General features: G+C 58.3%; 22 protein-coding genes. 9 read left to right on the top strand and 13 right to left on the bottom strand.

Annotated features, from left to right (window positions below; translation table 11 throughout):
* Positions 1-298: 298 nt before the first annotated feature.
* From PVA19_RS14175 to PVA19_RS14165, 3 genes are read right to left on the bottom strand one after another with little or no spacing between them, the layout of a single operon-like run.
* Entirely contained in the window at positions 299-3,388 is a 3,090-nt protein-coding gene (locus tag PVA19_RS14175; RefSeq protein WP_274103012.1) for an efflux RND transporter permease subunit, read from the bottom strand.
* Positions 3,385-4,467, bottom strand: coding sequence for an efflux RND transporter periplasmic adaptor subunit (locus PVA19_RS14170; protein ID WP_274103011.1), 1,083 nt, complete (start codon positions 4,465-4,467; stop codon positions 3,385-3,387). Before PVA19_RS14170 ends, PVA19_RS14175 begins: the two co-directional genes overlap by 4 nt.
* Positions 4,464-5,540 (bottom strand): efflux RND transporter periplasmic adaptor subunit, encoded by a 1,077-nt coding sequence (locus tag PVA19_RS14165; protein WP_274103010.1) that lies wholly within the window; start codon positions 5,538-5,540, stop codon positions 4,464-4,466. The genes PVA19_RS14170 and PVA19_RS14165 overlap by 4 nt, the downstream gene beginning before the upstream one ends.
* A gap of 213 nt (positions 5,541-5,753) precedes the next feature.
* Here PVA19_RS14165 and PVA19_RS14160 point away from each other — a divergent pair, with 213 nt between their 5' ends.
* Entirely contained in the window at positions 5,754-6,407 is a 654-nt protein-coding gene (locus tag PVA19_RS14160) for a TetR/AcrR family transcriptional regulator (RefSeq protein ID WP_274103009.1), read from the top strand.
* 155 nt (positions 6,408-6,562) lie between these two features.
* On the opposite strand, the gene PVA19_RS14155 is transcribed toward PVA19_RS14160, so the two are convergent.
* Together PVA19_RS14155 and PVA19_RS14150 are read right to left on the bottom strand one after the other, a co-directional pair.
* The gene (locus PVA19_RS14155; RefSeq protein ID WP_274103008.1) at positions 6,563-9,058 is read right to left on the bottom strand and encodes a KAP family P-loop NTPase fold protein; all 2,496 of its coding nucleotides are present in this window, start codon (positions 9,056-9,058) and stop codon (positions 6,563-6,565) included.
* Between the two features lie 155 nt (positions 9,059-9,213).
* Positions 9,214-11,118, bottom strand: coding sequence for a P-loop NTPase fold protein (locus PVA19_RS14150; RefSeq protein WP_274103007.1), 1,905 nt, complete (start codon positions 11,116-11,118; stop codon positions 9,214-9,216).
* Between the two features lie 292 nt (positions 11,119-11,410).
* On the opposite strand from PVA19_RS14150, the gene PVA19_RS14145 reads away from it, so the two are divergent.
* The gene (locus tag PVA19_RS14145) at positions 11,411-12,574 is read left to right on the top strand and encodes a S41 family peptidase (protein ID WP_274103006.1); all 1,164 of its coding nucleotides are present in this window, start codon (positions 11,411-11,413) and stop codon (positions 12,572-12,574) included.
* A 117-nt stretch (positions 12,575-12,691) separates the two neighbouring features.
* Here PVA19_RS14145 and PVA19_RS14140 read toward each other — a convergent pair whose 3' ends face one another.
* The gene (locus PVA19_RS14140) at positions 12,692-13,621 is read right to left on the bottom strand and encodes a LysR family transcriptional regulator (protein WP_274103005.1); all 930 of its coding nucleotides are present in this window, start codon (positions 13,619-13,621) and stop codon (positions 12,692-12,694) included.
* A gap of 121 nt (positions 13,622-13,742) precedes the next feature.
* Between PVA19_RS14140 and PVA19_RS14135 the strand changes: the two genes are divergently transcribed.
* Positions 13,743-14,609 carry an aldo/keto reductase family oxidoreductase gene (locus tag PVA19_RS14135; RefSeq protein WP_274103003.1) on the top strand — a complete coding sequence of 289 codons (867 nt, stop codon included), beginning with the start codon at positions 13,743-13,745 and terminating at the stop codon, positions 14,607-14,609.
* 52 nt (positions 14,610-14,661) lie between these two features.
* Here the strand turns inward: PVA19_RS14135 and PVA19_RS14130 are convergent, their stop codons facing one another.
* Positions 14,662-15,564, bottom strand: a complete 903-nt coding sequence (locus PVA19_RS14130) for a LysR family transcriptional regulator (protein WP_274103002.1) — start codon at positions 15,562-15,564, stop codon at positions 14,662-14,664.
* 91 nt (positions 15,565-15,655) lie between these two features.
* On the opposite strand from PVA19_RS14130, the gene PVA19_RS14125 reads away from it, so the two are divergent.
* Positions 15,656-16,672 carry an NADP-dependent oxidoreductase gene (locus PVA19_RS14125; RefSeq protein WP_274103001.1) on the top strand — a complete coding sequence of 339 codons (1,017 nt, stop codon included), beginning with the start codon at positions 15,656-15,658 and terminating at the stop codon, positions 16,670-16,672.
* Positions 16,673-16,744: 72 nt separating this feature from the next.
* Positions 16,745-17,047 carry a putative quinol monooxygenase gene (locus PVA19_RS14120; protein WP_274103000.1) on the top strand — a complete coding sequence of 101 codons (303 nt, stop codon included), beginning with the start codon at positions 16,745-16,747 and terminating at the stop codon, positions 17,045-17,047.
* A 56-nt stretch (positions 17,048-17,103) separates the two neighbouring features.
* Here PVA19_RS14120 and PVA19_RS14115 read toward each other — a convergent pair whose 3' ends face one another.
* Positions 17,104-17,430, bottom strand: a complete 327-nt coding sequence (locus tag PVA19_RS14115) for a hypothetical protein (RefSeq protein WP_274102999.1) — start codon at positions 17,428-17,430, stop codon at positions 17,104-17,106.
* Between the two features lie 111 nt (positions 17,431-17,541).
* Positions 17,542-17,970 carry a helix-turn-helix domain-containing protein gene (locus PVA19_RS14110; protein WP_274102998.1) on the bottom strand — a complete coding sequence of 143 codons (429 nt, stop codon included), beginning with the start codon at positions 17,968-17,970 and terminating at the stop codon, positions 17,542-17,544.
* 69 nt (positions 17,971-18,039) lie between these two features.
* On the opposite strand from PVA19_RS14110, the gene PVA19_RS14105 reads away from it, so the two are divergent.
* The gene (locus PVA19_RS14105; protein WP_274102997.1) at positions 18,040-19,311 is read left to right on the top strand and encodes an MFS transporter; all 1,272 of its coding nucleotides are present in this window, start codon (positions 18,040-18,042) and stop codon (positions 19,309-19,311) included.
* Positions 19,312-19,503: 192 nt separating this feature from the next.
* On the opposite strand, the gene PVA19_RS14100 is transcribed toward PVA19_RS14105, so the two are convergent.
* The gene (locus PVA19_RS14100) at positions 19,504-20,322 is read right to left on the bottom strand and encodes a GGDEF domain-containing protein (protein WP_153311648.1); all 819 of its coding nucleotides are present in this window, start codon (positions 20,320-20,322) and stop codon (positions 19,504-19,506) included.
* Positions 20,323-20,540: 218 nt separating this feature from the next.
* Positions 20,541-20,972 carry a nuclear transport factor 2 family protein gene (locus PVA19_RS14095; RefSeq protein ID WP_274102996.1) on the bottom strand — a complete coding sequence of 144 codons (432 nt, stop codon included), beginning with the start codon at positions 20,970-20,972 and terminating at the stop codon, positions 20,541-20,543.
* Positions 20,973-21,195: 223 nt separating this feature from the next.
* Here PVA19_RS14095 and PVA19_RS14090 point away from each other — a divergent pair, with 223 nt between their 5' ends.
* On the top strand, positions 21,196-21,534 hold the full coding sequence (locus tag PVA19_RS14090; RefSeq protein ID WP_274102995.1) for a winged helix-turn-helix transcriptional regulator: 339 nt from the start codon (positions 21,196-21,198) through the stop codon (positions 21,532-21,534).
* Positions 21,535-21,595: 61 nt separating this feature from the next.
* On the opposite strand, the gene PVA19_RS14085 is transcribed toward PVA19_RS14090, so the two are convergent.
* A complete protein-coding gene (locus PVA19_RS14085) occupies positions 21,596-22,123 on the bottom strand; it encodes a hypothetical protein (protein WP_062427816.1) in 528 nt (175 codons plus the stop codon).
* 86 nt (positions 22,124-22,209) lie between these two features.
* Positions 22,210-22,431 carry an aa3-type cytochrome c oxidase subunit IV gene (locus tag PVA19_RS14080; RefSeq protein ID WP_062427815.1) on the bottom strand — a complete coding sequence of 74 codons (222 nt, stop codon included), beginning with the start codon at positions 22,429-22,431 and terminating at the stop codon, positions 22,210-22,212.
* Between the two features lie 429 nt (positions 22,432-22,860).
* On the opposite strand from PVA19_RS14080, the gene PVA19_RS14075 reads away from it, so the two are divergent.
* Together PVA19_RS14075 and PVA19_RS14070 are read left to right on the top strand one after the other, a co-directional pair.
* Complete coding sequence (locus PVA19_RS14075) at positions 22,861-23,400, top strand: TRAP transporter small permease subunit (RefSeq protein ID WP_062427814.1); 540 nt, start codon at positions 22,861-22,863, stop codon at positions 23,398-23,400.
* 27 nt (positions 23,401-23,427) lie between these two features.
* Positions 23,428-24,930 (top strand): TRAP transporter large permease, encoded by a 1,503-nt coding sequence (locus PVA19_RS14070; protein WP_062427813.1) that lies wholly within the window; start codon positions 23,428-23,430, stop codon positions 24,928-24,930.
* Positions 24,931-25,155 lie beyond the last annotated feature (225 nt).

The raw sequence follows: 25,155 nt of genomic DNA, 5'->3' as shown, positions 1-25,155 counted from the left end.
CCTCAGGTCAAGCTTGAGGATGACGAGCGAGAGGCGTTCTATTTCGGTCGCCCCACTTCTGTTCTTTCTGGCGGGCATGCCCGAGGGGTGCCGCACCCCCCTCTGTCCTGCCGGACATCTCCCCCTCAAGGGGGGAGAATGGCAAGAGGGATGCTCCCCCATTTCATCATCAACGTCGACGAAGTGCGAGAGTTCGCCACGAGTCGATCTCCCCCCTTGAGGGGGAGATGTCCGGCAGGACAGAGGGGGGTGAGCCCCAGATTCAGAACTTAAACGGGATCGCCTCCAGCTTGTTTTTTCAAGCAGGCTTGGCGTCGCCTTCGGCTTTCGCCTCTGGCTCGGCCGTCTTCTCCTCCGGCTTGATGCGGAACCAGGTCACGTAAAGCGCCGGCAAAAAGAGCAGTGTCAGCACCGTGCCGACCACGATACCGCCCATCATCGCATAGGCCATCGGCCCCCAGAAGACTTCGCGCGAAATCGGGATAAGTGCCAGTGTCGCAGCCGCCGCCGTCAGCATGATCGGGCGCATGCGGTGCTCGGTCGCCTCGATCACGGCTTGCCAGGCAGGCACGCCCTCCATGCGCAGATGCTCGATCTGCACCACCAGGATGACCGAGTTTCGGATAAGGATGCCGATCAGCGCCAGAATGCCGAGGATCGCCACGAAGCCCATCGGCGCGTTGCTGAGAAGCAGTGCCGCCACCACGCCGATCAGCGCTGTTGGAGCCACCGCAAAGACCAGGAACAGGCGGCTGAAGCTCTGCAGCTGGATCATCAGGATCGTCGCCATGGCAAAGAGCATCATCGGTGCGACGGCGGCAATCGGTCCTTGCGCTTCGGCGCTCGATTCCACGGCGCCGCCGATCTCGACCTTGTAGCCGACCGGCAGCGTCTTGATGAAGGCATCCACCTGCGGCTGAAGCTGGGTGACGATCGTCGCCGGCTGGGTCGGCCCCTTGATCGCCGCTTTCAGCGTGATGGTCGGGATGCGGTCGCGCGATGCGATCATGGCTTGTTCCACATCATAGCGCAGGTTCGCCACGGCCGAGAGCGGGATGAGCTTTCCGTCGGAGCCTGCAATCTGCAGGTTCTGCAACGTCTCGATCGAGCCGCGCTCCTGAGCGTCAGCACGTCCGATCACATCGATGAGGTAGATATTGTCGCGCACCTGCGTGGCGCTCGCGCCTTCGACGATGCTGTTCAGCACGGTGGCAATATCTTCCGAGCTCACGCCAAGCTGCCGGGCCTTGTCCTGCAACACATCGACCTTGACCACGCGCGATGGCTCGTTCCAGTCGAAGATCATGTTGGTGAGCAGCGGATGCTGGCCGACGACACCGGCAAAGCGCATGGAGATGTCGCGCACCTTCTGGACGTCCGGACCGCTGATGCGATACTGCACCGGCTTGCCGACCGGCGGGCCGATATCGAGCAGTTTTACGAAGGCATCGGTGCCGGGAAACGTCTCGTTCAGATATTTCTGGAAATCGCCGCGCACCCGGTCACGCGCTTCCAGGCTTTTCGGCACGATCACCGTCTGGCCGAAGAAGACGTTCTGGTTCTGCACGTCGAAGGACAAAATGAAGCGCGGCGCGCCCTGCCCCACATAGGTCGTCCAGTGGTCGATATCAGGATTGTTGGCGAGCTTGTCCTGCTCGAACTTTGCCATCTGCCGGTTGGTCTCGGCAATCGAGCTGTTCTGCGGCAGGTTCCAGTCGATGATCAGTTCCGGCCGGTCGGAGCTTGGGAAGAACTGCTGCTGCACCAGACCCATGCCGGCGACGGAGACGCCGAAGACACCGATGGTCAACAGAATGGTCACCCAGCGCCAGCGCATGGCTGTCGTCAATAGACGCGAGAAGATCGTCGCAACCCGGCCCTTCTTGTCGTGATGCTGCTTCATCGTCTTGGGCAGCATCAACACGCCGAGAAGCGGGGTGAAGAGAACCGCGACGATCCAGGAGACCAGCAGCGAAACCGCAATGACGACAAACAGCGTGAAGGTGAACTCACCCGCCGCACTGCTGTTGAGGCCGATCGGGATGAAGCCCGCGACGGTCACGAGTGTGCCGGTCAGCATCGGGAAGGCGGTGGACGTGTAAACATAGGTCGCGGCCTTGCGCAGATCGTCGCCCTCCTCCAGCCGCGCCACCATCATCTCCACCGCAATCATCGCGTCATCGACCAGAAGACCGAGCGCAATGATCAGCGCACCAAGCGAGATGCGCTGCAACGAAATGCCGGTATATTCCATGTAGACGAAGGTGATGGCGAGCACGAGCGGAATGGACACCGCAACCACCAGACCGGCGCGAAGACCAAGGCTGATGAAGCTGATGACAAGAACGATGGCAACCGCTTCGAACAGCGCACGGGTGAAGCCGGACACAGCCTCCTCCACCACTGCGGGCTGATCGGACACGCGGTTGACCTCGACGCCGATCGGTAGGTCTGCGACGACCGCCTTGATGTGTTCATCGACGGCTTCACCGAACTCCAGCAGGTTGGCACCGGCCCGCATGCCGATGGCAAGACCGATGGCCGGCTTGCCATTGTAGCGGAAGAGTGCCGTCGGCGGATCGACATAGCCGCGATGGATCGTCGCCACATCGGTTAACGGGAAGAAGCGGTCATTGACGCGCAGATTGATGGATTCCAGCGCGTTTTCCGAGGCGAACTGTCCGCCCACACGGATGGCGATGCGCTCCGGCCCAGCGGTCACGAAGCCGGATTGCGTCACCGCATTCTGCGCCTGCAGCGTGGCGATGATCGACTGGCGATCGATGCCGAGCGCTGCAATCTTGCGGGTGGAAAACTCCAGATAGATCGCCTCGTCCTGCGCCCCGATAATATCGACCTTGCCGACATTCTCGATGGTCAGGATTTTGGAGCGCGCATCTTCGACGAGATCGCGCAGCTGGCGCTGAGACAGCCCGTCGCTGGTAAAGGCAAAGATATTGCCGAAGACGTCGCCGAAGCGATCGTTGAAGAAGGGCCCCTGCACGCCCGAGGGAAACTCGCCCTTGATATCGCTGATCATGTTGCGGACGCGGCGCCAGGTCGGCTCCACATCCCGCGCCTTGGTGGTGGGCAGAAGCTCGAGGAAGACGGTGGTCTTGCCGGCGGTCGTTTCGCTGCGGGTATAATCGAGCGATTCCAGCTCCTGCAGCTTCTTCTCGATGCGGTCCGTTACCTGACGGCTGACCTCTTCGGCCGTCGCCCCCGGCCAGGCGGCGGAAATCACCATCGTCTTGATGGTGAAGTTCGGATCTTCTTCACGCCCGAGATTGAGATAGGAAAACACGCCTGCAATGAGGAAGACGATCATGAAATAGGAGACGAGCGAGCGGTGCGCCAATGCCCATTCGGAGAGATTGAACTTTTTCACTGTACGCGCTCCTGATCGATGCGAATGGACTGCCCGTCCTCAAGCGAGTTGACGCCTGCAATAACGACACGCTCCCCCGGCTTCACGCCCTCTTTGACAACCACATAGCCATAGGCGTTCGGCGGACCCTCCAGCACGACCGGGCGAAGCGTAACCTTTGCGGCGGCCTCATCGACAATCCACACGGCGGTTTGGCTGTCGCGCGTGCGGATGGCGGTGGCCGGCAGCATCAGATTGGGTTTGGAGGCGATGCTGGCCGAAGCGCGGATCACCGCACCCAGCCGGAAGGCATCACCCGGGTGGTCAAGCGCGATCTTCGTGCGGCGCGTTCGTGTGGCCGTATCGGCCTGCGGCGCGATCTCGCGCACCGTGCCCGCCACCCGCACCTGCGGATCGAGCTGCAGCGCCACGTCGAAGGGCGTGCCAAGTTTCAGCTGCTCGGCAATGGACTGCGGCACGTCGATCACCGCATCGCGCTCGTCCGGCTTGGCAATCGTCACCACCACCTGGCCGACGGTCACCACCTGGCCGAGTTCTGCCGAGGTTGCCGTCACCACGCCGTCGAATTCGGCGGCAAGCTGCGCATAGCTCAGCTGCTCATTCGCCTTGTTGAGATTGGCCTGCGCCCGCGCCACGGAGGCGCTTGCGGTCTTCAGCCCTTGTTCCGCCTCTTCCAATGCGGCCCGGGTGCCGGAGCGCGTTTCGGCAAGCTGCAACTGGCGCTGCTGCGTGCTCTGCGCATTGCGAAGCTGCGCCTGCGCATTGGAAAGATCCGATTGGGCGCTGCGCACGGCAAGCTCCAGCGATGTCGGATCGATGGTGGCAATGACCTGCCCCTTCTCCACGAGATCGCCGACGCTGACGGTGCGAGACGTGAGACGCCCCAGCGTGCGAAAACCAAGCTCGGCCTCGAAGCGCGGAGACACCGTTCCCGCAAAGCTGAGAGACTGCACGGGCATTTCCTTGGCCACCACCGAAAGCACGGGGCGCGGCGGCGGTGGGGCCTCGGACTTATCCTCGCTGCAGGCGGAAAGCAGCAGCCCCGATAGAAGGAGGGTAGCAATCTGGGTTCTGATCATTGTACTGCCACCTTCTCGAAAGCGACCTTTTCATCCGGGCGCAGGAACTTGCCACCCTCGGCCACCACGCTCTCACCGGGCTTCAGCCCCTGCTTGACGATGAAATGACCTGTTTCATAATCTTCGACCTCGATGGCGCGCAGCGCCACTTTCGACGAGGCGGGATCGACGACCCAGACAGCCGGCCTTCCATCCTTGGAGGAAATCGCCGACCAAGGCAGCACCATGGCGGCCTGTGGCTCATAGAGGAAATTGCCCTGCACGGCAGCGCCGAGCGGCATGGGAACGTCCACCCCAAGCCCGACCTTCACCTTCACCGTTCCGGTGGAGGAATCGATGGTGGGGGAAATCTCGCGGACCTTGGCCATCACCTGCCGGTCGGGATCGGTCAGAAGCGTGATCTTCACCTCCGGCTGAATCTCGCGGCCGAGGAAGAGCGTTTCCACCACTTCGAAGATCGCGTCGCGCGGGCCATCCTGCGCCAGCGTGAAGATGGGCGATGCCGCCTGCGCCACCTGCCCCACTTCGGCATTGCGCGCGGTGATCAACCCATCCTGATCGGCTTTCAGTTCGGTATAGGAGAGCGCTTCCTTGGCGCTGCCAAGCTGCGCCTGCGCCGACCGCTCACTGCCCTGCGCGGTGGAAAGCGCTTCCTGCGCCTGATCGAGTGCCGAGCGTGGCGTCACCTGCGTTTCGAAAAGTTTCTGCTGGCGGGCAAAGGCCAGCTCTGCCTGGATGCGCTGCGCCACAGCGGCCTCGAGATTGGCCTCGGCAACCGCCAGATCGGCCTGCTGCTCTTCCGCATCGATGCGCGCCAGAACCTGGCCCGCTCTCACATGGTCTCCAACATCGACCTGACGATCAATGATCTTGCCGCCCACACGGAAGGACAGATCGGTCTCGATACGCGCGCGGATTTCGCCGGTCACGGCTCCGCCGGACACCACCTGGCTGTTCTCAACCGTCACCACCCGGACCTGGCGCAAGTCCGGTTCTCCTTCGCCTTCCTTTGGACTGCACGCGGTCAAAAAACCGGCGCTCGCAATCAGGAGCACGCTCAAAATCTGCTTCATGGGTGGGCCTTATCATCGAGATATCGTGATTGCGTATATTTGACTGACTGGAAAGTCAATGATAACTTCTTAAGCCTGCTGCACGAAAAACTATGCAGCGGTTTTGCGATAACGATATGCGATAAAACAAAGAACGAAGCGGCGACGCGAATCTGAACGATCGCGACTTGCTTCAGCACTATCGATGCCGAATGAATGGGATGCCGATCACCGATGTTTAAGCTGTGCCACTCCAAGGCGGGAAAGAAACTGACGCGCGCCGAGCAGAAAGAGCTCCGCCCCGCGCAGATCCTGGACGCGGCCTTCACCGAATTCGTCAAGAACGGGTACGCCGCAACACGGGTTGAGGACATCGCCAAACATGTCGGCGTCACCAAGGGCACCATTTATGTGTACTTCGAGACCAAGGAAATTCTCTTCGAAGCCACCATCCGCCATGCCTCGACATCCTTCGCCGACATCGTCAAGAGCGAGGACACCCGCACCGGCACGGCCTCCGAGAAGATCAGATCGCTTCTGGGCGCACTCTACGATCATCTCGACCAAGACCGCCAGAACCGCGAAATCCTCAAACTGATCATCGCCGAGGGCCAGAAGTTCCCCGACATCGTCGCCCGGCATGAGCAATGTGTCTTCCAGCCCCTGATCGACAGGATCATCGAACTCATCAAGGAAGGTGCCGCAGCCGGCGAACTGAAAAACGACTACATCGCCTTCCCCGAACTCGTCATCGCACCGCTGATGACGCTCACCGTTCTGAGGATCATCTTCGAAGAAGCCATGGACATCGACATAAAGGGCTACCGCGCCGCCCATCTCGATCTGCTTCTGAACGGACTTCTGGTGAAGAAGCCCGGAGAAGGTTGAGGGTGGGTCGGTCAGCGGACGGTCGCGATAACGAAAGATGCACCGAAGCTGACAGGAGAACTGGCGCCAGTGCAAGGGCCGTTGAGTTTCTTTGATCTCTTCTCTGGGACTGGTCTGCGCCAATAGGAGACATCGACTGCTTCAAGTTACGTGAGTTAGTGCCTTTTACCGTCAGCAGGGCTAGGGTTAGCTACCGCCTCATCTGGGTCGTCTTCGCCTACCGTTGAAACTCCGCCGGCATCGAAGTCATCCCCCGAGCGGTCACGTCCATGTTTGATTGCCAGCTTGATACTACCTACGGTCCGCAATGTCTCGTCGTCGGCCTGTTGTTCGATCACTTTAATGCGGGCGATGACGTCATGCCACGGAACGAAGATTTCCACGGCTTCACGGCGCAACGGATAGTACACCCGATCACTCGCCGCCCAGCTCCGCATTTGGAGAAGGAATTTTAGAAAGTTAGCATCCGTGGCAACTTTCTGCGTGACCCAGGCTTTCGTCGTGTCGATCCCAGACATGTCTCGCCATCCGAAAATGAAAGCGCCGAAGTCTTTAAAATCCAGGAAATCGTCGGTGGCCGCCGAAAGCCGTGCCTCAATGGTGGCCCGTCCTTGATCCATCACCGCGTCGGTATGGACAAGCTGGTCGGCGGACTTCGCCCTGTCTCCCACGCGGCCATGATCAAAGAGTTGCTGGCGGTAGTAGCGGCCCACGAGCCATGCGAGATCGCCTTGGTGGAAAATCTCGCTGCTGACGGACGCTGCACGAGCAGCATCAATCTTTTTGATCTTCGTTAGGATCAGATCGACCGTCCATTGAAATTTCGTAGAAAGCGAGACGGCCAGAAAGTCTATCCGCTCATGCTTGCGAATAGCGTGTCCGGCGCTGATTGCAAGTGCGGTTGCTAGCCCAGCCAGTTGGTCGATCGAGTAGGTTCGAAGTTCAAGGTCGTCGAGCCTCATGAGCAGGTGCTCAATCCAGCTTTGCCCATAATGCCGCTCGCTTTCAATGTATCCGCGTAGGATGCTGGTAGTGACTGGTACATCCTGCCCCGCCGCTTCTCTAAGTGATCGCATATCCGCTTCTGGGATCATAGCCTTCGGAGGACTGAGGGCAAAGTAGAACCGCGAATGCAAAGGGCTGCCGAGCCGTCGTGCATCGATTAATCGTTCGATGTCTCTGTCACTTACGGACTTGAAAACGCGCTCGACACTGTTGTCAGTCTTCACAAGGCCGGGCACGAAACCCAGAAGCGACCAAATTGAGTTCGGGGACTCCCCGTCGTCGTCAGGCATCAACTCCAATAGCCGATCGCCGAGCCTTGCCCGTTCTGATTTGTCAATTCGAGCGTCGCCAGACACAAGCACATTCCGTGATCCAAGGTACTCCTCAATCCACCGATGGAGCCGGGGATGAACGATTTTGATAAGGTGAATCCGGCAAAGATCCGGAAAATAAACTTCGTTCGCGATTGAAGGATAGATGAACGAGACGCCGTTCAGCACGAGCTTTACGTCCCGCGGCGTCCTTAGCCGCGTGCCTTCGAGGTCCACCGACCGCATCAGGTCGTCGCGCTCATCACCGGTCAGGTCCCGTCCAGCCACGCGTTGGAATAAGGCGGTCAGCTTCTTTCTGAGCGAGAACCGAAGATCAAATGGCTCGGGCATAGGCAGTGTGAACGTCAGCTGGACGATTTTTTGCAGAAAGAGGTCGCCGTCCTTTACCGACAGCCCGGTTTCAAGAGCGTGTCCCAAGATAGCCCGATCATAACAAAGTACGTATGCAACGTTAGGAAAATCTGCGACCGATCGCACCAATCGCACCACCTCAACCGCCTGCTGTGGTTCAAGCCGGTCAAGGTCATCGATCAGGACTATGAAACGTGCATTCAGCTCTCTGATGCGGCCGGAAATGCTTGCTTTGACCTGCGTTTCGCTTGCACCTTTTAGCCCAACGAGCGTGTTAGTTCCTAATTCAATCGCTTCTCCGACGATATTGAGTCCAGGAACTGCCAGTCCTGCCATCTTCGCTACTGGCCCCAATCCGCGTCCAGTCATCACGGCATAGCCTTTCAACAAATCCGCTACTTTCGCGACCTTCGACTTGCGGGCGTACCATCGTCTAGCTGGGTTGTTGGCCTCCAAATCTTCGAGAATTGGGGCCATAGATGCGATTAAGGCAGATACGAGATCGCGGCTATCACCAATGAGCCAAGGTGCAAGCGTGACCACATGGGGTTTCTGATCGGATTCTAGCGAGGAGCGAAGGAAATTTAAAAAGCTGGTCTTACCGGAACCCCATGGTCCTTCGATGCCGAAAACAACGCTCTCTCCGTTTGCTAGCTCGGCTATAGAAGGAGCAAGTTTCCTCGCCATTTCAGCGAAGCCGTATTCATCGGTCTGCACATCGGTAATGGGTCTATCAGCGTCAATGGTTGGCATAAGGCACCTTGCTTGAACTTTCGTAGTCCGCAGAAGCGCGGCCGGTGCAGCCATTGTTGACGCTGATTCGGGGAGGCTGCAAACAACATCTTTAAAGAGCTTATCTTTGGGTACAACCTGATTTTCAGTGGCTGAACCCAGGGTTACTTTCAGGCTCGCCAAGCAATCGTCGGAACGTTCAAAAGGAGGCGAGAAGCTGATCCATCTCATTCGGCCACGCATGACCGGTTCGGGCCAACTGGAGACGTCAGTTTTGCGCCTAAAGCGGTTATTTGTGATGGGCCGGATGTCGGCTCGAAATTGGTCCGAACCCGAAGAAATTGCAGGTACTACTCGCTATGGCATTTGACCATTCGTGTAGAGGCTTATCCCTCTGTTTCGGCGGCCTCCTTGGGTGGAATGATCATATCGTCAGGCTGTTTTCCTTGCTCGTAATGACTTATTAAACCTGCCATCGATTTTAATGCCATTGAGCGATGGGGTTCTTCCCAATGATCAAGTTTCTCGACGACGGCGGCATAGACGCCACGAGCCCAGTGAATTTCTTCTAACAGCGGGTCCCCGTTTCTCGCGCGATGATAGCGGTAAGCTAGCATCTTTGAACCAGCGTGCAGAGCAGGCACATCCCGAGCCATCAGTTCAGCCACTCGGTTCACTGGGATGTCTTTGAGGACGGGATTTGTAGATAGCTGGTATTCATCACTACGCACCAGCCTGAACAAGGCCTCTAAGTCACCTGCTTCGGCTTCGTCCAGGATGATCTCAGCCCGCGTACGAAGCTCTGCAGCTGCGATCTCCCTTGATCGTGTGCGGATATACTGGAGTATCTGTTGAAACTCATCCGTGTCATTTGAGCTGAAGCCAAGACCACCGTAACTGTGGAGTGTAGAAAAAAAATGATCAGGCTCGCTCTTTTCTAAGAGACCTTGGTCGGCAACATCGTCGATGTATTTCTTGAAGAACGCCACGACATCCTCATTGTTAGTCAGTCTATGGTCATTAACGGCCCAATGCCTGAGCGCTAAGCCAACGGCATGGAGGATTGGCCCAAGGTGGGTATGTACACGTTGGGCGAGTTCGTCCTTCAGGTCGGCCAGAGCTTGTTCAGTCTCTGCTATCGGCCTCTCATGACTGTGCCAAAGTCTTCGCCAAGAAGCCTCTGAGTATTTCCGTCCAAACCCAAAATGAGATTTGATCCAAGTGTTAACTTCGGAATCCTCAAGCACTCCGCTCTTCTCGAACGCGGTGATAAAAGCGTAATCAACCGGGGGGGCATCGACATCAAGAAAGCCGAAGGCATCCGAAAAGGCCTTGGCCTTTGTCAGTTGCGGATCAAGTGGAGCATCCTGACTGCTACGCGAGATAGATCGGAAGGCCAAAGTGGTAGACAGGCCTGGAATATGCCTCAGGGTTTCGTTGTCAAGGAGACCAGAGCGCAACCACAGTGTAGTTGCTAGTACGACTTTCATGGTCCACACGACGTGAGATACTGGAATTTCATTGTCCCTAATGAGGCAATTCACGAAAGCTGTGGCATTGTGCATTGCCCAACTCAGGTTCCGTAGGTTCTCGACCTTCGAGGCACGGGCCACTTCCAAAAGATCGCCGGCCACGTCGGTAAAAAGAGTTTTAGCAGGCCCCTTCGCCAGTTCCCTAATCGAAGTCTGCATAAGACTTTCCAAATCGGCCTCAATGCGCGCTCGCCTTCCTACGATTTTTTCGTTCTGGTCTTTCCAGATTGTGTCGCCGACGAGCTCCTTTAGCTTGTCCTCGTCTGTGACCAGCAACACGCGGCGGCCGTGCTCTGCGACGAGAGCGTTCACGAGACCCATTACTTCCCCGAATGCCGCCTTCTCAACCCGTTCTAGGTCATCGAACACGAAGACATATTCATTTAGCCGCTTGATCGCTTTCTTTCCAAGGCGATCGACAACGCCCTTGGTCGTATCCTTCACGCGAAGGAACTCGCCGATGCCGAGCGCGAAGGTCCCGGCAAGGCTACCAGCTATCGCTTCGCCAGGATTCGCAGTCTTATAGATTCTCATCTCAACGTCACTGGCCGATGTGGCTCCAAAAAGGCTGACGAACAGGAAGGGGACATGACGACGGCGCTCTGCGTGCATCCTTTGGATGCGACTCGGCTCGTATACCTTCTCCAAGAAGTGGGTCTTACCGCTTCCCCATCGCCCCTCGATCAATACGGCATGCGGAACGGCTAGTTTGTATGCATCGAGATATGCATCGAGGACTTGGGTCGCATGTTCGTTCATTTGGACGTTCACATTCGTTTCTGGTTTGTCAAATGGCGGAGTGGTCGGCCTGGCGAGACTCTGGCTGCCGTAAAGAGCAGGCCTCACAATACGTTAGTGGCAGCGTCCGCTTCAAGGTGGAGGCAAAAGCAGTCTACGACCGATTGGAGGGCGCTAATTGCCTTACCTCCAAACCACCTGGAGGTCTGCTTAGGGCCAGTTACGTTCTCCGCTTTGCGCCAACACCAGCCGTTGACATCCAGGTCGATATAGCGACGTCATCTGCAGATCGCCTATTGAGCCGAGGCTGGAGATGGCAACGCAAGACGTTGATCGATTGGAAGCGCAGAGGACATTGTCCGCGTCGCGGCGTGGTGAAATCGTCGCTGGCCTATATGAAGCGATCCGATCTTGCTTCGCGCACTGGGAGGCACTTGCTAGCTTCGACTTTGAGGCTGAGTTCAAGGCCTATGTCGAAGACGCTTTTGAGGCGCCGGATCGCCTCGGTTTCGATCTCGCCACGATGCGGTTTATTGCGAAGCTGAGGAACGGGCATACCGCATTTTCCGATGAATGGCTCTGGCATGAGCACGGTGCGCCTATAGGGTTGGACGTAACGCACGATGAGGCTGGATGGTGCGTAACCAAGTCAGCCTATGATGATATTGCTCTGGGAACTCGAATTGTCCGGATTGGCGACCAGCCAATCGATGAGATGGCGTCGAGGCTTATGGCGTTCGTGCCGGGCTCCAGCATTCGCGAGCAACGCACCCGCCTTTTCTCAAAGCCTTTCCTGTTTCCACCTTCCTTTGAAATCGTGATGGACGATGGCTCGAAGAAAAAAATCGATCGTGGCAGGGAGCTTCCCGACGGCGGTACTGCAACGACAGGTCGCTGGCTGGTGGACGGCGAGAGATACCTCCTGACCATACCAAGCTTCGCTCAACCTCACTTCGAAGCTGACGCTATCGGACTTCTGCAATCTCTCACCAATACCATTCATCTGGTGATCGATGTTCGCGGCAACTCCGGCGGCAACACACCCGACAAACTCGTCGCCGCACTCATGCCTGGTCGATATCGGTTCTGGACATATGTCACACCCGTAACGAACGCCCTTGCGCGCGCTCAAGGCAAGCCGCCTTCTCTGCTGGCCCAGGAGGCAGAATGGAGACAGCCAGTCGAGGGAGCATTCAAGGGACCGCTGACCATCCTCATTGACAGACGCACCTTCTCAGCCGCGGAGGATTTTGTGGTGCCTTTCAAAGACAACAAACGTGCCGAACTCGTCGGTGAGCCAACGGGCGGAAGCAGCGGACAACCTTATATGCGTGATCTCGGCGATGGGATGCGGTTGTGGGTCAGCACCAAGAGGCAGATGTTTCCAAATGGCGCCCCATTTGAAGGCTTGGGGATTGAGCCAGACACTTATAGAAACTGGACGCCGGGCGCGGATTTCACAACGTCTTCTGCATAGCTTTTCAACTTTATGTATACTCAGGCTTAGGTCCGATAGTCTCCATCCAGAAGGCCCCTACGACTCCTGCCGGCGATCCCGCCAGAGAGAGCAATGGAATGACCCCTTCCCTGATCTTCACAAGCCTACCCCCAAATCTTTCCCTGCATCCCTGTTCATTTGCCGCACGAAATCGATAAACGCCCGCAAAGGCGCAGGTACAAGCCGCCGTCCGGAGTAATAAAGAAACGGGCCGGGAAACCGCAGCCACCAGTCTTCCATTACCGGCACCAAGTCCCCCCGATCGAAATACGGCTTCAGCCAATCCTCGAAAATGTAAGACATGCCGCAGCCGGCAATGGCGGCGTCTATGCCAAGATCGGTGCCGCCGCCGAACTGGACGATGAGGTTGCCTTTCGGATTGATGACGACCTCTTCCCCGTTCCGTTCGAATTCCCAGGGCGGAATGGCGCGCCCTGAAAACCGGCCGAGAATGCAATCATGCGACAGCAGGTCTTGTGGATGTCGCGGCGTGCCTCGTCTCGCCAGGTAATCCGGCGATGCGGCAAGGGCAAAGCGCTGCTGGCGGGGGCCGATCGGCAGGGCGAGCATATCCTGCTCCAGCCTTTCGTCATAACGGATGCCGGCATCGCAGCCGCTCTTGATGATATCGACGAAATTCTCATCGGTCACGATTTCGAGGCTGATGTCCGGATAGGCCGCGAGAAACGGTGGCACGATCGCGGGTAGGACCAGCTTTGCCGCACTCATCGGCACATTCAGCCGAAGCTCGCCCGAGGTGCGTCCGCGGCTGCTTTTGACCTCGTTCAACGCCGAGGCCACCTCTGCGAATGCGGGTGCGGTGCGCTCCATGAGGAGACGTCCTGCATCCGTCATCAGCACGCTCCTCGTGGTGCGGTTGAACAGTCGTACCCCAAGCTCGTCTTCCAGCCGCTTCACCGCATCGCTCAACGCCGAGGAACTGATGCCGCTTTCGCGCGCCGCCTGCCGAAACCCCTGGGATCGCGCCACCAGCAGAAACGCATTCAGATCCGTTAAATCCGCCACTCTTGCTCTCCCAACGCCCCGTCTCTATTGTCCGCGTTGACGGACAACCTGTCCTGATTATAGCGCCTTGTCGCACATATGCCACCTGCCTATTTTCCAGCAACACAAAGGAGATAGGGCGATGAGCACGATGACAAATTCAGCAACATTCAAGCTTGGCGACCACACGGTGCGCCGTTTGGGCTATGGCGCGATGCAGCTTGCGGGCAAGGGCGTTTTCGGGCCACCGCGCGATCGTGCAGAGGCCGTAGCCGTGCTGCGCGAAGCGGTGGAAAGCGGCGTCAACCACATCGACACCAGCGATTTCTATGGCCCGCATGTGACGAACGAAATCATCCGCGAGGCCTTGCATCCCTACGCGAGCGACCTTCTGATCGTCACCAAGGTCGGCGCGAGCAGAGGCGCGGACGCATCCTGGAAGCCGGCCTTCTCACGTGCGGAGCTGACACAGGCCGTTCATGACAATCTGCGCAATCTCGGGCTCGATGTGGTCGATGTCGTCAATCTGCGCGCCATGTTCGACGTGCACGGCCCTGCGGAAGGGTCGTTGGACGAAGCGCTCGACGTGCTGGCGGATTTGAAGCAACAGGGGCTGATCCGGCATATCGGCCTTTCCAACGTCACGGCAAAGCAGATTGAGGATGCCGGAAAGATCACCGACATCGTCTGCGTCCAGAACCAGTACAATCTTGCGCATCGCCACGACGACGCCCTGATCGACACGCTCGCGGCCCGCGGCATCGCCTATGTGCCGTTCTTCCCGCTCGGCGGCTTCTCGCCGCTGCAATCCTCCACCCTGTCCGACGTGGCCGCAAAGCTCAACGCCACGCCGATGCAGGTGGCGCTTGCCTGGCTGCTTCAGCGATCGCCGAACATTCTCCTGATCCCCGGCACCTCGTCACGCGGCCATCTACGCGAAAACCTCGCAGCCGCGACGATCGAGCTCCCCTCGGAGGCACTGTCGGAGCTGGAGAAGGTGGCTGGCTGATATCGCTTGTGGAACTCGGAGCCTCCGCGAGTTGCGAAGGCTCCTGCCCCCGTTACGACAGCTCCACCAGCGCGTTCAGGAAGGCGCGCATGGCGGGGTTGGATCGTCGGCTTTCGGGCCATAGGGCCGTGATATTGTGCCGGTCCACCGCGTAATCGGAAAGAACCGGCACGAGCGCGCCACGCTTCACCCAGGCGTTGGCCATGAAACTCGTCGCCATGCCGATGCCGGCACCGGCTGATATTGCCGCGAGCACGGCTTCGCTGGCATCGACGATGATGCCGGAGGATGGCACGATCTCCACTTCCTTCTCCCCGATGCGGAAAGGCCAGCGAAACAGCTGGCCGCTGCTCTGATAGCGCAGGCTCACGGTCTCGTGCTCCTCCAACTGGTTCGGATGGGTTGGCGGGCTGCGCCTGGCCAGATAGTCCGGCGAGGCGTAGCAGCATAGCCGGTGCGGCATCAGGCGGCGGGAAAGCAGGCGCGAATCCGACAGGTCGCCAATGCGAACCGCAAGGTCGAAGCCGCCGTCGATAAGATCCACCATGTGATCGCTCAGACGCAGATCGATGGTCACCTTCGGGTGGAGCGCGCGAAAACGCGGCAGCACCGGCGCGATGACATGCAGGCCGATCGGCAGGGATGCAGCGATGCGCAATGTGCCGGCTGGCTCGGTGCGCGCTGCTTTCGCCGCCTGCTCGATCTCTTCGGCGGCGTGCAGCAGCCTCAGCGCCCGATCATGCAGATCGCGCCCTTCGCTCGTCAGCGTCAAGGAACGCGTCGTGCGCGCAAACAGCGAAACGCCGAGCTGCTGTTCCAGCCGCTGGATGCTTTTGCTGACCGCGGACGGTGAGATGCCCAGCGAGCGGGCGGCGGCGGTGTAGCTTCCAAGCGAACCGGCCCGTGCAAATGCAATCAGCCCCGTCAGCCTGTCAATTCCGATTTGTTCCTTCATGGCACTATTAAAGCGAATTGCCGCCTGATTTTCAAATGAAACCCGCAGTCCTATCTTCCCCTCACAGAACGACAGTCCAAGTGAGGCAATGATGACTGAGATGATGAAAGCCGTGCGATTGCACGCATTCGGTGGACCGGATGTGCTCCTCTATGAGGATGCGCCACGACCGCAAATCTCTGCGGATGAGGTGCTTGTTCGGGTCCACGCCGCAAGCATCAACCCGCCGGATCTCTATTTGCGCGACGGTTATCGCGCGCTCCCGCCGGAATGGCAGCCCAATCCAATCTTTCCGCTGATCCTTGGCACGGATATTTCCGGCACCGTCTCGGCGGTGGGTGAAAAGGTCTCGCAGTTCAAACCCGGCGATGCCGTCTTCGCCATGGTCCGCTTCCCGCATGATCTGATGATCGGAAGCGGCGCCTATGCCGACTATGTCCGGGTTCCCGCGTCAGACCTGGCGCTGAAACCTGCGGGCATCGACCACATCCATGCCGCCGGCGCACCCATGTCGCTGCTGACCGCCTGGCAATTTCTGGTCAGCCTCGGGCATGATGTGCCGAACCCCTTCCAGACCTTCCCGCACGCACCCATTCCGCTTGGCGGCAAGACGGTGATGGTGAACGGCGCGGGCGGAGGCGTGGGGCATCTCGCGGTGCAGATCGCCAAATGGCAGGGCGCGAGGGTAATTGCCGTTGCTTCGGGCAAGCATGAGGCGCTTCTCAAAGACCTCGGTGCGGATCTCTTCATCGACTACAGGAAGACAGATGTCGAAACGGTGGTGAAGGATATCGATCTGGTGCTCGATGCCGTGGGCGGCGCGAACATGGAACGCTTCCTCCCCTTGATCAAGCCGAATGGCGCACTGTTCCTCGTCAACCCGCTTGGCTTTTCAGGTCACGAGGAAGCCGCCCGCCGCAACATAACCGTCTCGACGACGCAGGTGCGCTCGAATGGCGGGCAATTGGCTGAGGCTGGCCGGCTGCTCGATGATGGCACCGTTCGGGTGGTCATCGACAGCACCTATCCCCTGGCCGAGGCTGCCGCTGCGCATCGCCGTGCGTCCGAAGGCAGCATCCAGGGCAAGATCGTGCTGGTCGCCGCCTGATCACACGCGTCACCAGTCAAGCCCCCGGCCGCCGCAACCATGCTGTCGGGGCACCTATGGAAAGCAATATCAATGTTGATCATAACCGGCCACATGCATGTCGATCCGGCCGATCTGGCGCCATTCACCGCAGACCTCCAAGCTTTGGCAACCGAAACACGAAAGCGATCAGGATGCATCAGCTATGATGCGGCGGTGGATGATCCGCACGCGGGGCGATTGCTGATATCGGAACGCTGGGCCGATCAGGCAGCACTCAGCGCGCATTTGCAGGCAGCCGACACTATCGCCTTCGTCCGCCGCTGGAGCGGCAAGATGCGCGGCGAGATCCGAAAATACGACGCGTTCAACGAACGTGACATCATGGATGGATGACGCGCTTCATGAGATCGGTTGCTTAGGTGCCCTCTCCTTACGACACACTAACCGCTTCACCACACCCCGGAAATGAGGGTGAAAAACCAGGCCGCACTGCGGGGGAATCGCCCCGCAAATTTCCAGTAGCTGTTCCTGAGATATTGGACACTTCGCCACTTCGTCGACAGCATCAGATAGTCGAAATGGGTGAAGCGCAGCACGGATCGTGCGCGATCGCGCAAGGTTTTTTCCACCTCCGTCTGGTGTCTCGCCAATGCCCGCTCGACTTGCACCCCATATGAGACCAAAGCGTCTTCCATGGCCTGCGGTTGAGGGGCAGTCAGCTCGGTTTGCACCGGCCGACAGCGAGTTGTCTGCGGCTTTGCGCCAAAAGCCGTCATTGCGATTTCCGCAAGACTCCTATTCTGTGACGTCGCAAAAGTCGGGAGAACAAGCGTCGCAATAATTTGGATTGGCAACGGTCTCACCTGACGAATGATAGTCTCTGAAACCTACCCCCGCGTGCGAGTGATATTCTTCCTTACTGCGATCCGCTTTCCTGCGGCTCCCATGAGTCGCTTGAAGGTGGCGCATTCCATATGCGATGGCGCAGGGCACTCGGCGACGTGCCGGAGCGTGTCACGGAGCTTCGTCAACTCGCAGATTTGCTTGTCGATTTCATCGGCCTTCTGATGAAGCACGTCGCGCGGCAGGTCAGGGATGCCGTTGCTGCTGAACATGCCTGCGATCTCTTCCAGCGAGAACCCCGCCGACTTGCCCATCACGATCAGCTTGAGTTGCAAGAGAACTTCAGGCGGAAACTGCCTGCGCAGCCCATGCCGTGAAACGGAGGAAATCAGTCCCGCTTCCTCATAGTAACGCAACGCCGAAGGTTTGACCCCGCTCTGCGCCGACACCTCTCCAATATCCAGTAATTTCATGCTTGACCTCAAGTCGACTTGAAGTGGCAGGCTACTCTCGAACCAGCATTCGAGCAAGAGGACGAGACAATGGAACAGGCTGAAACGCTTAAGCGGAATAGAAAGCAATCGGGGATCACGATCACACTGGCTCTGACAATGCTGCTGGCCTCGCTCGGTACCAGTATCGCCAACATCGCACTGCCGGCGTTGTCCGAGGCGTTCTCCGCACCCTTTGCCGAGGTGCAGGCAGTCGTCGTCGCCTATCTCGTCGCTTTAACCGTTGCGGTCGTCATCGCAGGCCGGCTCGGCGACAATCATGGTCTGAAGCCTGGATTGCTTGCGGGTCTCGGCCTCTTTTTCCTTGGCTCGCTCGTTTGCGGTCTCGCGCCGAGCCTATGGTTGCTAATCGGTGCGCGCGCGCTTCAGGGCATCGGCGCGGCCTTCCTCATGACGCTTTCCATGGCGCTGATGCGTCATACGGCGAGCGAGGGTAGCCTAGGACGAGCAATGGGCCTGCTTGGAACGGTTTCCGCTCTGGGCACGGCGCTCGGTCCTTCGCTTGGGGGGCTACTAATCCCAGTGACGGGATGGCGCGGTATCTTCTGGGTCCAACTGCCACTGGCGGCCATCGCTTTCCTTCTGGCGTTCATCATGCTGCCGAACGCAGTCGGCACTGGGAAGACATCATCGGCAAGCGTGCGCTCCGCACTAAACATGGCCCTTCTACCCAATCTCGCCATCAACCTGCTGGTGGCCACTGTTATGATGACGACGCTCGTAGTCGGCCCTTTTTATCTCGGCCTCGGACTCGGCCTGAAGGAAACGTCGGTGGGGCTGCTCATGGCGATTGGTCCGGTGATCTCCATCTTCAGCGGCGTTCCATCAGGGCGTCTGGTGGATGTTTGCGGAAGCAGCCGAGTGCTGGCGACTGGGCTTGTCCTCATGGCAGCTGGTGCCTTCCTTCTGGCGGTCTTGCCAAATATGACAGGAGTCGTTGGCTACATACTTTCCATCATCGTCCTGACGCCGGGCTACCAACTCTTTCAGTCGGCAAACAACACCGCCGCGCTGGCGGATGTTTCAGCGGACCGGCGCGGCACGGTTTCTGGACTCCTCAGCCTATCGCGCAACATTGGGTTGATCGGGGGCGCTTCTGTCATGGGTGCAGTTTTTGCATTCGGCGTCGGGACGGAAACGCTTGCCAATGCCGAACCTCCGGCGATTGCCAGCGGCATGCAACTTACCTTCTTGCTCGCCAGTGGAATTATATCTGCGGCGATCGGCATCAACGTTTATGGAAGGCGGTCAGAACGAGCATCACCGTCGGCGAAACAGGATCAGCAAACGCAGAAATCCTAATTTTCCCCACAGATCGGCCGCCCCTGAAGCAAGCCAGAATGTCTGTTGCGAAACCTTGTCAGAAAACCACGGTTACGCGCCCGATTTTGCGACGGCGAATGCCCTCAATGGGCCAATAGCAGTCACCGGAAGCATGGTCCAATCAAAAATGTGCAGCGGCTTTGCGATAGCAACACGCAATAATACAAGGCGCTACACAGCCACGCTGGCTTTCGCTTTAAAGTCCTCCGGCAGCAGGTCGCTATGGAGGATCTGATTGCGACCGGATGATTTCGCCAGATAGAGCGCCCTGTCGCAGGCGTTGAACAGATCCTCGAAGGACGCGTAGGATTCCTTATCGGCCACACCGCCCGACAGCGTGATGTGAACAAGCCTGTCTTTGAGGTTCACGGGCCGCGCTGCCAGCATTTCGTTGCATCGTTGTGCAAGCGTCAAACGTTTCTGGGCGGTCAGTTGAACCGCCAGAACGGCAAATTCCTCGCCGCCGATCCTGGCAACGACATGGGGTTGCGGGAAAGCAGACATCAGGTGCCGTGCTACCGTCACGATCGCATGGTCTCCGACATCGTGGCCGAACTCGTCATTGATGCGCTTGAAGCGATCGATATCGAACAGGATGAGCGACGCATTCTCGCCCGCCTTCGCCACCTCTTCCATGAAGGCACGGCGATTGAGGAGCCCAGACAGCATGTCGGTGCGGCTCAGCCGTTCGAATGTCGCGCGCGAGATGGACAGATGATGGATGGCGAGACCCACGAGATACACGATGGAAAACGTCAACGACGAGGCCACCACGGTCGATATGATCACGCCAACGGTTGCCCCCTGCCAGACGTCGTAGGGCAGCAAGCCAAATGCGTTCATCAGATGATGGGCGACGATATTCAATATGTCGGCAACCAGCGTCACGACGATAGCCGTGCGAAGGGCAAAGGAAAGGACCTTGCTCTTCGTCTCAAAGCGGTCCGTGGCGCATGCCTGCTGTATATGGCGTTCAACAAATGCAAGCATCGACCTTTAGGTCCCTTGTTTGAGCGATGGAGCGCCGTGCGTCCCTCTGGACGCACAAAGCACGCTCTGTATTCTTAAAATCTACGCAGCGGTCTAGCCGATGCTGTAGTCGCCCCCGACCGGGTCGAACTGTTGCATGAGAGGTTTTGATATCTCATGAAGATCGAAGGTGAATGTTTTATTGAAGCCGGCGCCGACTGCCCGATGCGGCTGCATCATCATGGCTTGGAGCCCGCGAGACCCAGTTGCTGCATCATGATGGATGCGGCGTTGTAGCAATGGAAGGAGGTCACCTTGCCCTCCTTCAGGCGAAAGACGTCGCAGCAAGGAACATCGATGGTCTTTCCACTCGCAGAGACCGTCCCTTCGGGCGTTACAAGTGGCCCATCCTGCGTGCCGCGAATGGCAAGCTCGACGACCACCACGTCGTTCATCGCGTATAGATCGAAGATCTCTCGGTGGATGTCCGGAAAGGCATCGGCCATGCCGCTGGCAACGAGCGCGATATCCGGACCATGGAAATCCGTTCCTGTCGGGACGTTGCGAACGTAGGCATCCTCGGAGAAGCAGGAGAGAAATCCCTCAAGATCAAGCGAATGCCCTTCGGCTGCGGCGTAGAGGCTCCTGATTGTCTGGATATTGTCGCTCATGGTTGAACCTTTGCTTCTGGTTGTTATGAGAGCGCCCTTCATCGCATTTGACGCAAGAGAGAGCTGCTCCAACTGTTGGAATTGACCACATCGTGCGTTCCTGAACGGATTCTGTTCACAGGGCCGATGTCGTAGCCGAGACGCTGTCGCGCCGCAGCTTGACCTCCACATAGGCAAGCAATTACCTTGTGGGTAGAACCTACAAAAAGGTAAGTGTGAATTTATGGACAGGATGGAGACGAAGTGCGGTTTGGACGTGTCGCTGAGGGTCGTCGGCGGCAAGTGGAAACCTTTGACCCTCTACCATGTGCAAGGTGGCCCCACCCGCTTCTCGGAATTGAAGCGACGCGTTGGCGGCATCAGCGAGAAGGTACTGATCCAGCAGTTGCGCGATCTGGTCGGCATGGAGGTGCTGACGCGTCGCGATCACCAGTGCGTGCCGCCGGTGGTCGATTACGAATTGACGCCCTTCGGGGATACGCTGGTCCAGGCCCTCGTTCCCTTGTGCGACTGGGGCAACGCCAACCGCGCCAAGGTTCAGGATCTCACAACGCCGGCGTGATGAGAGGTTGCTGAGGCTGACTGGCTGAACACCCGCATCGCTCTCGCCATAGCAGCAACGCTTACTCCACCGGCGTCACCGTTCTGGTCGGAAACTCAATGGTGGTAACGAAGGGATAAACCTCACGCAGGAGGTTGATCTGCCGTGCGTCGTCGATCCTGGGCAAATACCATTTGCCCTCATCCATCAGCGCCAAAACCGTACTCTTCACTTCTATCTTCTGGCCTTGGCTTTCGATCAGGCTGCGTGACGGCACCAACACATAAGAGGTGCCATCTGGCGCCTCATTATAGGTGGCGTTGTCGATATCCAACTTGGCATCGAGAAACTTGACGGAGGTGAGGGCGATCTGCTTTTGCATCGCGCTCCGAAGTTGTTCCAGGGTGATCCCTGCCGTCGTGGCGATATGCTGGAGAACCTTAGGCGGGACCGAGTCGGTAATAACACCGAAGTCGCCCTGCTTCAGCGCGGTTTCGAAGCGCACGATCTGCGCCTGAAGGTCAGCCTTTTCCTCGGCGGTGAATTCACGCGCCGTCGCACCCTGCCAGAAGCAGACAGCCAGACACAGCGACAGGAAAAGAGCCTTCATGACACGCGCCTCTCATCGGTCTTATGACGCTGAGCGAGATGAAGCGCGACGGGTGCCGCGCTGTCGTGGATGACGGCAAAAACGGCTTACAGAATGAAGAAACCCGCAGCCGACAGGATGATGAAAACCAGCAATCCGCCGAAGAAACCGCCTGTGGTGAAGAAACCAACGGCCATGGCGATCATCAGCATGCACACCAGCATCGTGCCGTATTTCGAAGCCAGCAGAAAATGATTGTAGGTCTTCTGATGCTCGGCAAGGTCCATCTTCGCACCGACTTCGACTGGACCGCTATGGTGTTCGCTCATGCTTGCTTCCCCTCTATTGATCTGCGCTCGCCGTCATCGTCCCATCATCCGATGGATGTCTTCCCTGATAACGAAGCAAGCGACAGAACGCTCCGCGTCAAGACCTACACAAAATTTGAAGCCGACGCAACGCGGGTAACGCGCTGTTTGCCCGGCAAAATCGCTCCGAATTCGGGCAATTTATCCCGGGCTCGCGCCGCTGGAAAACCTTGGCATTTGTCACATCGACGCCACCGGCGCGCAGGAAAGACCGGGATGGCGCATGGTCGACCTTCTTCCTAGTTGCATTTGGCAAATCCTGCCCATAACGATGGACGCAGGGAGGATTTCTGGTGGGGACAACAGGCGTGGGAGGACGATTCGCCTGAGGGGTTTCCGCCATAAACATTCCTCCTCGAAAACCCGCAAAGGGATCGAAAGGGGAAAACAATGCACGCGCTTTTGAAACTGAGCCGCGCCATCGACCTGTTGAGCGAGGCGCTGGGAAAATTCTCAGGCTATCTGGTTCTCATCTGCTGCCTCGTCAGCGCTGGCAACGCCATTGTGCGTTACCTGTTCAATTACAGTTCGAACGGCCTCCTGGAAATCCAGTGGTACATGTTCGGCTTCATCGTGCTCATCGGCGCGTCCTATACGCTGCGGATGAATGAGCATGTGCGCGTCGATATCATCTACGGCGCCATTGCACCGCGCACCCGCATCTGGGTGGATATTATCGGCCTCGTTCTCTTCCTGCTTCCCGCCTGCTTCTATCTCGCCTGGCTGAGCTGGCCGGTGTTCCTTCTCTCGTGGCAACAGAACGAAGTCTCCTCCAATGCCGGCGGCCTCATCCGCTGGCCGGTCAAGTTCATCATCTTTGCGGGCTTTGCCCTCCTCGTCCTTCAGGGAATATCCGAACTGGTGAAGCGCATCGGTGCGCTGAACGGGCTCTATCAGCTCGACACCAAATATGAAAAACCGCTCCAGTAACGCCGGCGCTATTCCAAGGATATTCTGATGTTCGAATACGGTATTCTTCCGCCGGCCATGTTCCTGGGCATGATCATCTTCATGCTCTACGGCTTTCCGGTCGCTTTCTCGCTTGCCAGCGTCGGTCTTCTGTTCGGCGTCATCGGCATCTTCACCGAGCATTTCTCGCCCGCCTTCATGCAGGCGCTGCCGCTGCGCATCTTCGGCATCATCTCCAACGATCTGCTGCTCGCCATTCCCTTCTTCACCTTCATGGGGGCAATCCTGGAACGGTGCGGCCTTGCGGAGGATTTGCTGGAGGGCACGGGCAAGCTCTTCGGCGCGATCCCCGGCGGCCTTGCCTATGCGGTCATTCTGGTTGGCGCCATTCTCGGCGCGATCACCGGCACCGTGGCAGCGTCCGTCATCACCATGGGCGTCATCTCGCTGCCGATCATGCTGAAATACGGCTATAATCCGCGCGTCGCCACGGGCGTCATTGCTGCATCCGGCACCATCACGCAGGTCATTCCGCCCTCTCTCGTTCTCATCGTTCTCGCCGACCAGCTCGGCCGTTCCGTCGGCGACATGTATCTCGGCGCCATCGGCCCGTCCTTCCTGCAGGTCGCAATCTTCATGCTCTTCATCCTCTTTCTCTCGGTCTTCCGGCCGAAGGATGTTCCCGCACTTCCGCCGGAAGCCCGTGGAGAGCTGAACCGGGCGCTAGTGCTGAAGGTTCTGGGCGGCATGATCCCGTCCATCGTGCTGATCTTCCTGGTTCTCGGCACCATCTTTCTCGGCCTTGCGACACCGACGGAAGCCGGCGCACTTGGCGTCGTCGGCGCCATGGCGCTTGCCGCAGCCCACCGCCGCCTGACCTGGGATCTGGTCAAGCAGGGCATGCATTCCACCATGCACATCACATCCATGGTGGTGTTCATTCTGGTCGGCGCCACCTGCTTCTCGCTGGTGTTTCAGGGCATGGATGGCTCGCTGTGGATCGAGCACATGCTGTCGGGCATTCCAGGCGGCCCGATCGGCTTCCTGATCTTCGTCAACATCTTCATCTTCTTCCTCGCCTTCTTCCTCGATTTCTTCGAGATCGCCTTCATCGTCGTGCCGATGCTAGCGCCCATCGCCCAGTCGCTCGGCATCGATCTGATCTGGTTCGGCGTGCTGCTGTGCATCAACATGCAGACGAGCTTCATGCACCCACCCTTCGGCTTTGCGCTCTTTTATCTGCGCTCCATCGCGCCGCGCACGGTAAAGACCTCGGATATTTACATGGGCGCGATCCCGTGGCTCGGCATGCAGCTCATCCTCGTCGCCATCGTCATCTTCTGGCCGGAATCCGTCACCTACTGGCTGGACAAGACCCCGGAGGTCGATCTCAACACCATCAAGATCGAGGTCCCCGCCTTCGGCAACCAGGGCGGCAACACCATGCCCAACTTCGGCCTGCCCCCCATGGACGGCGCACCCGGCCAGGGCGGCGGCAACGGCCTGCCCGGAATGCCGAACCTCAACGAACCGCCGAAGATCAATCCTTGATTGGCAATACTTGTTTGATAAGGGTGAAAGCGTTATATTGACGGAGTGGAAGGCGGGGTTGCAGCCCCACCTTCCGGTTTGCTTATCTGAAGAAATTGAACCGGACAGCTATTGACCAGCCTGTCCGGTTTTTCTTTACGATAAACGTAATGCTCAGCGGCTTGCGCATCACATCACCTCCACAGTTGAACAGCAAGGCCTTTGCCAAGGTCGGCGTGGCCGATC

Source organism: Agrobacterium sp. CNPSo 3708 (genome assembly GCF_028674915.1).
Taxonomy (GTDB): Bacteria; Pseudomonadota; Alphaproteobacteria; order Rhizobiales; family Rhizobiaceae; genus Agrobacterium; species Agrobacterium cavarae.
Note: the sequence above shows the minus strand (reverse complement) of the source record. Positions and strands in the feature narration are given on the sequence as shown.